Origin of the sequence: Pseudomonas sp. Os17, assembly GCF_001547895.1 — a bacterium.
Classification (GTDB): Bacteria; Pseudomonadota; Gammaproteobacteria; order Pseudomonadales; family Pseudomonadaceae; genus Aquipseudomonas.
The window spans coordinates 3,983,781-3,992,835 of record NZ_AP014627.1 but is presented as its reverse complement, the minus strand read 5'-3'; the positions used below and the strand labels follow the sequence as shown (position 1 = coordinate 3,992,835).

Genomic DNA, 9,055 nt, shown 5'->3' with positions numbered 1-9,055 from the left:
GTTATGCCTCCTGAGCCTGTTGCACTGGCTGGTAACCCTTGATCGTCGACGGGTGCTTATACCCCTGAGCAAGCTGCGCGAGCGGCCCGCTCTGAGCGTTCAGCGTTGCTCCAGGTACGGCGGCCCTGCGCAGCTTTTCGTGGGGTGTATGCGCCTCGGTGGTGCTGCTGGCAAGGGCAGTAATGCCTGCTGCTGCGCAGCAGAGGCTCTTTGTTTTCTGCGCGTCGACGCTGGCGGCGTTGCAGAGCAAAGCGGTCATGGTTTGGGCGGTGGGCTGAGCGTGCGGCATGCCGCTTTCCTCCGGTTTCTGATAGCGGGCTGGTCCATCTATCTGCTGGCTCATGCCGCTTCCTCCTTTGCTGCTGGCTCCACCAGGGCGGCCATGGCCAAGGCTTGATCGCGCAGCGAGCGCGAGTCTCTTTCGAGTTTTTTTCCGGTCTTGAAGGCGCTGAATGTCTCGGCGGCGATGCGCAGAAGATCTGCGATGGCCAGCAAGGTATGCCGATGTACTGGTTTAAGGGTTTGGCTGTCCTGCAGGCGTTCGTGGAGTTCCGCCAGCCTTTGGTTATCGGCTCGCACGAACTTGAGGGCGGTTTTCAGCTCGCGCAGGGCTCTTGCGTTGTCTGCTTCAGCAACGGCTTTGCCTTCCTCGACACCTGCTGCTCGGCCATTGCTTTGGCCAATCAGGTAGCCGGCCCAGTAGAGCAGGGCGACTGTGAGTATTAGGCCGATCAGGGCAATGATCTGTATGTGGGTCATGTGGTGTGCTCCGGTGGGTTTGGCTGGTGGTGGCAGCCTTTGGATTATTGGTCGTGCTCGTTGGCGTCGTGCTGTTGCTTGGCGTGTTCTTCATCGGCTCGGTAGGCGCGGATGTCGATCAGTGCGGCAACGTGGCGGATGTGTGCGTACTTCGGTGCCTTGCGGCTGCTGTCCAGGGTGGTGACGGGCAGTTGAATGCGGCCGCTGCTGATCTCGGCCGCGAACGACTGTTCGTTGAGGTTGCGGAAGTACTGCACGCGGATCTTTTCCAGCGGGATCAGTACGTCGCCGAAGGTGCGATACAGCAGCTCGACGGTGGCGGTTTCCGGTGCTGGCATCAGGCGCAGTGGGGTCTGGTTGGCGTTAGTCATTGGCTTGCTGGCTCTCCATGCGCTGGCGGCGTTTCGGGTGGTTCCAGGTGATCAGGCAGTGGGCTTTGGTCAGCTCGCGCAGATGCTCGGGTACCTCAAGGAGCGCGGCGTTACGCTCCTCTTTGGTCCGTAAGGCGATGATCTGGCGGGCGTACTCCCTAGGCCACGTCACGGCGATCTGCCGGTATAGCGGGCAGGGCGAGGCCCAGTTGCTCGGCAAGCCAGGGAATGCCGGCCTGTCGAACCCGCGTTGACTGGCTGTACTGCAGGCCCAGCTCCGGGTGGAACCATTTGCCTTCCTTGGTTCCCAGGTACTCACGGTCGCGCGTTGGATAGGCTGGCAGTCGCTCGGCGTTGAGCAAGCCTTTCTCTTGCATCAGGCCGATCAGCTGCGGTCGTGTGATGCCGAAGTACCGGGCCGTTTCCTTGAGGTTGCGATCCATGGTGGCCTCCTAAGCAGCGTGCGCGGCGGGAGTCGCCAGCGCTGCCAGGTGAAGGATGGATTCGCAGACGTCCTGGTACATCTGCACGTCGCTGCCTGAGACGGTGAAGCACTTGGTCCTTGGGCTTTTGACGCCGATGCTCAGGATCACAGTGACGCCCTTGCGCGTTCGGGTGCGGTGCACGGCCAGACGAATCGGCAGTTCAAACCCGAGATCCAGATCGAGGAAACCGCCCAGGCACACCACGCCAAACACCTGCTCGCGCTGTTGGGCGCTGAAGGCTCCGAACACGCGCTCGGCGTGCCGTGGTGGAGCCAGCTCGGCGTTAGGATCGATTGGGCCGTTGGCGATTTCTTCGATGAAGTCAGCCAGCTTCAGGTGGGCTTTCTTGTCGTTGGCCAGGGTCAGTGTGTGGCGTTCGCTGCCAACCTCGACAACAAAAGTGGTGTCTGCCGGGTTTCGATCAACCTTCAGCCGAAGCTTCAGCGCCGTGCGCTGTGGTGAATCGCGCAGGGTGTGGTGGAAGGTTTCGCTCAGGTTGACCTGGGCCTTGAGCAGTTGCAGCGTGCGGTTGTCGACTCTGAATTTGCTCATGCCGCGTTACCTCCACCGTTCGGATCGAAGGGGGAGGGCCCGCGTTTTTTTGCCACGAGCTTCAGTTTTCTGTCGTGAAGAACAACCAGGCAGCCGGTATTGGATTGCAGTTGCTCAATCAGTTTTGGGTTTCTGGCACATGCCGGATGGACGTGCAGTGTGGCGGTGGTGTGCATGGTATTGCCTCGCTCTGTGGTGAAGAGTGAGGCAAATTAAAGAACTCTTAAATCCTTATGTCAATATCTCTTAATTTTTCTTTAAGAGGTCTTACCAGTTAGGCGGGTTGCGGTAGTGGTCTGGAGCGACACTCATCCGAATATGGCTCTTTGCCAGTGCTCCTCACTGATGATCGAAATCGGCGTACCTGCTTCGCGGAGCTCAACGGCTTTTTTGATCTTTAGCCCGTAGCTTGTGTGCATCCATTGTTCATTGCCAATGCTGCCGATAATCAGAAAATTAACCTTCTTGCTAACGGAGCCTCCAATACGGCCACCTCGCTCTGTGATCAAGGCTTCGCAATGTTTTCGAGGACCATATGCCATTGTCCCGGTAAGCATAAATACTTGGTCTTCCCAGGAGAGGGTGGGGGGAGGGTTGTTCAGGGGTAGGGATGTTGGGGCTGAGAAGAGTTTTGCGGGCCCCTCCTGAATCCCTGTGAACTGCTTAAGGAGGCTCAGTAGCTCTGCTGCTTCATCAGAATCAAGAATCCCGTCGCGTAGCATATCGTCCAGGCGCCGGTAAAGGATGTTTACAACAGGATCATCAAGATGAATTAGGTTACTTTTGATCCAGTTTTTCAGAAAAATTGCTTCTTTTTCGTTGATGTTTCCATCGGCCGTTATGCCTGCTGCAATACCGATCAGTGCGTCTACAGATCGCCTGTCTATGCGAGCCTCATGAAAAAAACGGCTATTTTGAAATTCCTGATGCAAATCAACCATTTCGCGTCTCTCCTTAATCGCTATCGTTTTCCGTGCTTTGATTGACGTATTTCGCCTTATCTGATGTGAACGTAACGGCCATCCCAGTGTTTGTGCAGGTAAGCGTGTGCTCCTTCGAGCAATCAATGTTGAGATCTTCGCCCCTTAGTCCCTGCCATTGCGCTAGGTACTTAAGTGAACCGAATTTTTCGCGTTTTTTTAGTGCCCGGGATACTCCCCCTTTCCAGCCCAAGATGGGAAGCTGGCCGGACAGGCACTGCTGGGCAAGCTCTGGATATGTCATGGCACGAGCGCGCCCTACCTCCCACGACATAATTAGTCCTTGGTCTGGCCCGTCCCAGATCTCTTCGTGGGTTAGCCCTGCTCTCTGTGGGGCGTTTTTGCTGCGGATGACATTCGTTGTCATAAGGGCTCCCTGATCTTGATTTTTTAAAGCGCTCCGCCATGCCAGACGATTCTGCCTGCTATATGAAGGTGGCGTATTTCTTGTTCTGAGGCGATCTCGTCGGGATACTGACGCTTGTCTTCATTGTCACTACGAATGATCCATCCGTTGGTCATTGTGAGCACAAGTCGTTTGATAGTGAGTTCACCGTCTGGACGGCTAATGGCAAAGATCCGCCGATTCGAGGGCTCAGTCTGGCTTTCATCAAGGAGTAGCATATCGCCATCTGCCAAGGTCGGCACCATGCTGCCACCTTGGTTATATATAACCTTGAGATTGCGTTCTTCAAGATTCATCTGGTTGAGCCACTCACGCTTGAATACCAGTCCGCAAGGGGCTTCTGCGTTGTCGTTCAATTGTCCGTTGCCAGACGTTCTAGTGCTGTATGGAGGAATGATGGTGAAGTCTTGGGCTGGCGAACTATCCCCATCTTCTGGCTTTCCAGCACCTTCTGCTAGCCATCGTGCCGAGCAGTTTGTCGCGCGAGCAAAGGCGAATAGATTTTCTGCCTTTATGCCTCCGGACCCAGCCTTCAATTGACTTATGCGAGCAACACTGATCCCGATCTCTCTAGCGAGGTCTCTTGGTTGCTTGCCAGATGTGCTCAGGGCGTAGGCAATTCGTTCGGACATATTCATTAAGCTAGCTTAAATCCTTTGGAATTAAGTTTTGTTTAGCTGTTGCAAAAATAATTTAAATGTTCTTAAATTTTGGCTGTGTAACTGAAGGAGTGCCCTGATGCTCACCGAAGATGCAGTCACATTTTTCAAGAGCAAATCGAAGCTGGCTGCTGCATTGGGTATTTCCCCTGCGGCGGTATCCCAATGGGGTGTGCGTGTACCTCAATTGAGGCAGTACCAATTGCAGGCCCTATCTGGGGGGGAGCTCAAGGTTAGCTCTACGAAACAAGATGCTGCGTTAGCAGCCTAAGAAAAAAGGCGACCCAAGGGCCGCCCAGTTCCTCCCGGCACACACCACCACAGTGTCGCCGGGTCGCGGTGTAGGTAGGCGCGCACACCACATGCAAAAACGTCTACTTCAACCGCGCTTTCAAGGCTCGGAAGCCTTGGGTTGCTGCCTTCTCCACCACAGATTGGGCAGCTGTTGCGCCAGGGGTGAACAACGGATTGTTCGCCTCGGCACGGTGCCGGTGTCGGTCTTGCGGACCTAGCCGGCGTTTGGGCCCTTTCAAGCCACGCGGCAAATGTATCACCACTGCATGCCGCGCGGCACTGGCAACTTTTAGGATTAATGCCATGAGCCGTATTGCTCTGAACTGCATTGAGCGGGCCAAGCGGGAAGTTTTGCCGCTCGATCTCGCGCTTTACCATGCTGCCCGGGACTATCCCGGCGGCGCCGCTGCCATCGCTGCCACCACCGGCCGCAACCCGACCACGCTGCAGCACAAGCTGTCTCCCACCCACCCTAGCCACAGCATCAACATTCAAGAATTCGGCGAGATTCTGGAGCTGACCAAGGACCGGCGCATTCTCGATGCGGTGCATGCCTTGGTAGGGGACACGATCTGGCAGGAGTTGGCCGAGGCTTACACCAACGACATGCCGGAGACGCTGACCACGGGCATCGCGGTGTATTTCCGTCAGGTTGCCGACCTGGCCGACACCTGGGCCAAGAGCATCGGCGATGGTGTGGTAAGTGACGCCGAGCTGGCCGAAATCCGCCTGCAGGTGTTTCGCGGCATACAGGGGCTGCTGGGCATGTTTAACCGTGCCTGTTACGTCAACCAGACCACTCGGGGGGCGGACCATGGCTGACATTGCGGATTTTGCCAACGATCTGGTGCAAGAGCGCCTCGATCAAGCGCTTGCGGCGCGTCAGTTGCTAAGACCTGAGTTGGCGGCGCATTCCTTCCTTATCTGCGAAGACTGTGACGGTCCTATTCCCGAAGCGCGCCGCTTGGCGCAGCCGGGTTGCACCATGTGTGTGACCTGTCAGGAGATCGATGATGTGCGGAGGGCCCGCCATGCTTGATGAGGTCTTGGGGCAGTTCGCCGATTATGGCCTGGAGCCCGCGCAGCCGTTGGTGTTCGGCAAACTCACTCGCTGCAAGACGGCGCAGGATAAGGGCAAGGAGAAAAACGGCTGGTACGTGGTGCATGAGCACTACACCGAGAAGGGCGAGACCCTGATCTTCGGCAGCTTTGGCGACTGGCGTTCGGGTGTGACACAGAAGATTAAGGTCAAACCCGGGCGGATGAGTGCCGAGGAGCGTGAGGTGATGCGCGCCCGGCAGGAAGAGGCGAAACGCCGGGCGGCGGAAGTCGCCGCCAATGCAGCGCGTCGTGCGGCAAAGCGTGCCGCTGGGTTGTTCAAGCGCATGCCGGAGAAGGGCAAGAGCACCTACCTGGACCGCAAGCAAGTGGTGGGCTTCGGGGTGCGCTATGCGCCGCGCTCGGGTGCGTTCCTGGTGCCTATGAGCAACGTACGCGACCAGATCGTCGGCTTGCAGGTGATCTATCCCGAAAAGCAGGAAGACACCGGGCGCGACAAGTCCTATTGGCCCTATGGTTTGTCCAAAGAGGGCGCTTTCCACCTGATCGGTCCGCACCCTGAGCCCGGCGAGCCGGTGCTGGTGTGTGAGGGCTACGCCACCGGCGCCAGCCTGCATATGGCGACCTCGCTGACCGTGGCCATCGCCTTTGATGCGGGTAATCTCATGCCGGTGTGCAAGGCGATGCGTGAGCGCTTTGCTGGGTGCCCGATCATTGTCTGTCGGGATGATGACTGGAAGACCAGGCGGGCCAACGGCGAGCCCTGGAACCCAGGCAGAGAGCGTGCTGAAAACGCGGCGACGGTGGTCGGTGGCCAGGTGGTGGCCCCGATCTTTTCCGGCGAGCGGGAGATCAAGTGGACCGACTTCAACGACCTGCATTGCGCCGAAGGTTTGGAGGCAGTGCGTCGTCAGGTGCTGGCGGTGGTCAGGCCACCCGCCGCGGGCGGCTGGCGGGATCAGTTGGCCCGCAGTGATAGCGGCATGCTGATCGCACACATGCAGAACGTTGAACTGATCCTGAGCAATGATGAGCGCTGGGCCGGGGTGATTGGCTTCTGTTCGTTCAGCGCCAAGATCGTCAAGCTGCGGGTACCGCCCTATGGCGGCGACACCGGCGACTGGGCCGACATCGACGACATGCTGGTGATGAAGTGGCTCGCGCAGCAGTACAACCTGCGGGTCAAGGTCGGCAACGTGATCGAGGCGGTGAGCGTGGTGGCGCACTATCGAGCGTTTCACCCGGTGCGCAATTATCTGCGTGGCCTTGAGTGGGATCGCGTGCCCCGCCTCGATTCCTGGCTCACCGAGATCATGGGCGTGGAACCGACCGACTACAGCTCAAAGGTCGGTAAGCGCTGGATGGTTTCGGCGGTGGGCCGGGTGATGGCGCCGGGTTGCAAGGCGGACTCGGTGATGATTCTGGAAGGCGCCCAGGGCGCCGGTAAGTCAACGGCCATGAGTATTCTCGGCGGTTCGTGGTTTATGGACACGCCGTTTACCCTGGGCGACAAGGATGCGTTCCAGGCGATCCGGGGCAAGTGGATTATCGAGCTGGGCGAGTTGGACAGCTTCAACAAAGCCGAATCGACCAAGGCCAAGCAGTTCTTCTCGGCCTCGGTGGACACCTACCGCGAGAGCTACGGCCGCAGAACGATGGACGTGCCACGCCAGTGTGTTTTCGTGGGCACCACCAACCAGGATGAATACCTCAAGGACGCCACCGGCAACCGGCGTTATTGGCCGGTGGCCTGCACCAAGGTCGACCTGGAGCAATTGCGGAAGATCCGCGACCAGCTCTGGGCCGAGGCGATGTTCTGCTATCAGGCCGGCGATATCTGGTGGGTGATCCGTGATGAAGCGCCGTTGTTCGCCGAGGCGCAGGAAGAGCGCTTTGTGGTGGATGAATGGGAGGTGCCAATTCTGAAGTGGTTGGAAGAGTCGCACCTTGGGGAGACCACCACCGGCAGTCAGATCCTGTCCGAGGTTCTGAAGATCGATCCCAGTCACTGGGGGAAGCCGGAGCAGATGCGCGTGGGTGCGATCATGCATCGGCTGGGGTGGCGTAAGAGGCGTATGCCGGCACTGGCCAAGAGTGGTATACGCCCATGGGCCTATCAGAAGCCGACCAACTGGGGGCGCGGATCTGCATTGCAGGTGGCGCCGATGGAGGAGGAGCCTTGCTTTGATTAAGCGAATCGACGAGATGCTCAAACTCTGGGCCCAGGATCTGCACATGCCCACGAACCTGGCCATCGGCACGGCCGGCGGCGGTAACATGATCGCCATGCTGATGGAATGCAAAGGCGAGCTGATACGGGGAACCCGTGGCAGTCGGGTGCTGCTGGATGAATCGGCCGATATCGAGCTGATCGTCAACAAGCACCTGCCGCCCGAGCTGGCCCTGGTGGTGATGGAGCATTACTGCAATCACGACAGCTTCTTGGCTCAGAAGTACGCGCACTGTGGTTGCAGTCGTGAGACGTACTACCAGCGCCTGCATCAGGCGCATGTGTTCATCGAGGGCATGCTGATGGGGAAGGTGGCTTGACGCTTACCCTTGGTGCGTTTGTCTCTGTCCTACTGGCTCGCCTTGTCCGACCGCGTTTTAACGCAGCAGGACAAGCGCGGGCCTTGTCATTCCTGGGCTGTCCTACTGTCCAACCTCTCAGCGCGTCATGCGCACACATGAGCGCAGCGGGCACACATTACGCGCCGTGGGCGCGCACGCGTGCCTTTCAATTTCTTCTTACATGCGAGAAAGGAAAGATAGAGGTAGGACAGTAGGTCAGAGTCTTGTATTTCGGGGCCTGTAGCTGTCCTGCCTGACTCACTATCAGTGGGACAGGTCGGACAGCGCCAAAGGCGCTGAAAGCCGAAATAAAGATATTCGCCGACATTGCCTAGGCGTTCACCCGACATTCACCGGGTGGCGTTAAAACAGGGTTGCTGCCACCGGAATCCACCTGTAAAAAGTAGCCATCTTCGATAGGTGCGACCGCAGAGAGCGGCAGGCACCCACACACCAAACCCGGCCCTTGCGCCGGGTTTTTGCGTTTAAGGGGCGGGCGATGACGAACGAGCAACAAGCACTGGCAGAGATGCCGATCTGGTTAGTGATCGTCCTGGCCCTGGTGGGCGGTGTCTCCGGGGAGATGTGGCGAGCAGACAAGGAAGGGGCGAGAGGTTGGGCATTGGTTCGGCGTCTTGCGCTACGGTCCGGTGCCTGCATCGTCTGCGGGATGGCGGCAATGATGTTGCTGATCGGCGCCGGTGTGTCGGTCTGGACGGCGGGCGCCTTCGGTTGCCTGACGGCGATGGCTGGGGCGGATGTTGCCATTGGCTTGTACGAGCGCTGGGCGGCGAAGCGGATCGGCGTCTCGGAGCAGCCACCCAGCGGTGGGACGGCCTGAATGGGTGGGGCGAGGCCCCGGCGGGCCGGGCCAAAATTTCAGATTTTTGGGTCCTCCCCCGGGGCCGGCCCCTACACG

16 protein-coding genes are annotated in these 9,055 nt (G+C 58.5%); 6 read left to right on the top strand and 10 right to left on the bottom strand.

Going from position 1 to position 9,055, the window contains the following annotated elements:
* Position 1: 1 nt before the first annotated feature.
* From POS17_RS32365 to POS17_RS31125, 10 genes are all read right to left on the bottom strand, one after another.
* The gene (locus POS17_RS32365) at positions 2-343 is read right to left on the bottom strand and encodes a hypothetical protein (protein ID WP_231978963.1); all 342 of its coding nucleotides are present in this window, start codon (positions 341-343) and stop codon (positions 2-4) included.
* Positions 340-759 carry a hypothetical protein gene (locus tag POS17_RS17630; RefSeq protein WP_060839761.1) on the bottom strand — a complete coding sequence of 140 codons (420 nt, stop codon included), beginning with the start codon at positions 757-759 and terminating at the stop codon, positions 340-342. Before POS17_RS17630 ends, POS17_RS32365 begins: the two co-directional genes overlap by 4 nt.
* 44 nt (positions 760-803) lie before the next feature.
* Positions 804-1,130: a pyocin activator PrtN family protein gene (locus POS17_RS17625; RefSeq protein ID WP_060839760.1), complete on the bottom strand. Its 327-nt coding sequence runs from the start codon at positions 1,128-1,130 to the stop codon at positions 804-806.
* Positions 1,123-1,302, bottom strand: a complete 180-nt coding sequence (locus POS17_RS17620; protein WP_173655907.1) for a hypothetical protein — start codon at positions 1,300-1,302, stop codon at positions 1,123-1,125. The genes POS17_RS17625 and POS17_RS17620 overlap by 8 nt, the downstream gene beginning before the upstream one ends.
* Complete coding sequence (locus POS17_RS17615; protein ID WP_047287326.1) at positions 1,289-1,573, bottom strand: hypothetical protein; 285 nt, start codon at positions 1,571-1,573, stop codon at positions 1,289-1,291. Before POS17_RS17615 ends, POS17_RS17620 begins: the two co-directional genes overlap by 14 nt.
* A gap of 9 nt (positions 1,574-1,582) precedes the next feature.
* A complete protein-coding gene (locus POS17_RS17610; RefSeq protein ID WP_060839759.1) occupies positions 1,583-2,167 on the bottom strand; it encodes a hypothetical protein in 585 nt (194 codons plus the stop codon).
* On the bottom strand, positions 2,164-2,343 hold the full coding sequence (locus POS17_RS31130; protein ID WP_082729895.1) for a hypothetical protein: 180 nt from the start codon (positions 2,341-2,343) through the stop codon (positions 2,164-2,166). The genes POS17_RS17610 and POS17_RS31130 overlap by 4 nt, the downstream gene beginning before the upstream one ends.
* Positions 2,344-2,475: 132 nt before the next feature.
* Entirely contained in the window at positions 2,476-3,108 is a 633-nt protein-coding gene (locus POS17_RS17605) for a BRCT domain-containing protein (protein ID WP_060839758.1), read from the bottom strand.
* Positions 3,109-3,121: 13 nt separating this feature from the next.
* Positions 3,122-3,514, bottom strand: coding sequence for a hypothetical protein (locus tag POS17_RS32360; protein ID WP_060839757.1), 393 nt, complete (start codon positions 3,512-3,514; stop codon positions 3,122-3,124).
* A gap of 23 nt (positions 3,515-3,537) precedes the next feature.
* Positions 3,538-4,191 carry an XRE family transcriptional regulator gene (locus tag POS17_RS31125; RefSeq protein ID WP_082729894.1) on the bottom strand — a complete coding sequence of 218 codons (654 nt, stop codon included), beginning with the start codon at positions 4,189-4,191 and terminating at the stop codon, positions 3,538-3,540.
* 100 nt (positions 4,192-4,291) lie between these two features.
* Between POS17_RS31125 and POS17_RS17590 the strand changes: the two genes are divergently transcribed.
* The 6 genes from POS17_RS17590 to POS17_RS17565 all read left to right on the top strand — a co-directional run bounded on the left by POS17_RS17590 (position 4,292) and on the right by POS17_RS17565 (position 8,977).
* A complete protein-coding gene (locus tag POS17_RS17590; RefSeq protein ID WP_060839755.1) occupies positions 4,292-4,483 on the top strand; it encodes a Cro/CI family transcriptional regulator in 192 nt (63 codons plus the stop codon).
* Between the two features lie 326 nt (positions 4,484-4,809).
* Complete coding sequence (locus tag POS17_RS17585) at positions 4,810-5,328, top strand: phage regulatory CII family protein (protein WP_041118664.1); 519 nt, start codon at positions 4,810-4,812, stop codon at positions 5,326-5,328.
* Entirely contained in the window at positions 5,321-5,545 is a 225-nt protein-coding gene (locus POS17_RS17580; protein WP_060839754.1) for a TraR/DksA family transcriptional regulator, read from the top strand. Before POS17_RS17585 ends, POS17_RS17580 begins: the two co-directional genes overlap by 8 nt.
* On the top strand, positions 5,538-7,757 hold the full coding sequence (locus tag POS17_RS17575; RefSeq protein ID WP_060839753.1) for a VapE domain-containing protein: 2,220 nt from the start codon (positions 5,538-5,540) through the stop codon (positions 7,755-7,757). Before POS17_RS17580 ends, POS17_RS17575 begins: the two co-directional genes overlap by 8 nt.
* Positions 7,750-8,115: a PA0613 family protein gene (locus POS17_RS17570; protein WP_060839752.1), complete on the top strand. Its 366-nt coding sequence runs from the start codon at positions 7,750-7,752 to the stop codon at positions 8,113-8,115. Before POS17_RS17575 ends, POS17_RS17570 begins: the two co-directional genes overlap by 8 nt.
* 520 nt (positions 8,116-8,635) lie before the next feature.
* On the top strand, positions 8,636-8,977 hold the full coding sequence (locus tag POS17_RS17565) for a phage holin family protein (protein WP_060839751.1): 342 nt from the start codon (positions 8,636-8,638) through the stop codon (positions 8,975-8,977).
* Positions 8,978-9,055: the final 78 nt, after the last annotated feature.

Excerpts from the sequence above, each read along its gene's own strand:
- POS17_RS17625 (WP_060839760.1), bottom strand. The coding sequence starts at position 1,130 with ATGACTAACGCCAACCAGACCCCACTGCGCCTGATGCCAGCACCGGAA.
- POS17_RS17585 (WP_041118664.1), top strand. The coding sequence starts at position 4,810 with ATGAGCCGTATTGCTCTGAACTGCATTGAGCGGGCCAAGCGGGAAGTT.
- POS17_RS32360 (WP_060839757.1), bottom strand. The coding sequence starts at position 3,514 with ATGACAACGAATGTCATCCGCAGCAAAAACGCCCCACAGAGAGCAGGG.
- POS17_RS17590 (WP_060839755.1), top strand. The coding sequence starts at position 4,292 with ATGCTCACCGAAGATGCAGTCACATTTTTCAAGAGCAAATCGAAGCTG.
- POS17_RS17580 (WP_060839754.1), top strand. The coding sequence starts at position 5,321 with ATGGCTGACATTGCGGATTTTGCCAACGATCTGGTGCAAGAGCGCCTC.
- POS17_RS17565 (WP_060839751.1), top strand. The coding sequence starts at position 8,636 with ATGACGAACGAGCAACAAGCACTGGCAGAGATGCCGATCTGGTTAGTG.
- POS17_RS31130 (WP_082729895.1), bottom strand. The coding sequence starts at position 2,343 with ATGCACACCACCGCCACACTGCACGTCCATCCGGCATGTGCCAGAAAC.
- POS17_RS17630 (WP_060839761.1), bottom strand. The coding sequence starts at position 759 with ATGACCCACATACAGATCATTGCCCTGATCGGCCTAATACTCACAGTC.
- POS17_RS17605 (WP_060839758.1), bottom strand. The coding sequence starts at position 3,108 with ATGGTTGATTTGCATCAGGAATTTCAAAATAGCCGTTTTTTTCATGAG.
- POS17_RS17575 (WP_060839753.1), top strand. The coding sequence starts at position 5,538 with ATGCTTGATGAGGTCTTGGGGCAGTTCGCCGATTATGGCCTGGAGCCC.
- POS17_RS31125 (WP_082729894.1), bottom strand. The coding sequence starts at position 4,191 with ATGAATATGTCCGAACGAATTGCCTACGCCCTGAGCACATCTGGCAAG.
- POS17_RS32365 (WP_231978963.1), bottom strand. The coding sequence starts at position 343 with ATGAGCCAGCAGATAGATGGACCAGCCCGCTATCAGAAACCGGAGGAA.
- POS17_RS17615 (WP_047287326.1), bottom strand. The coding sequence starts at position 1,573 with ATGGATCGCAACCTCAAGGAAACGGCCCGGTACTTCGGCATCACACGA.
- POS17_RS17610 (WP_060839759.1), bottom strand. The coding sequence starts at position 2,167 with ATGAGCAAATTCAGAGTCGACAACCGCACGCTGCAACTGCTCAAGGCC.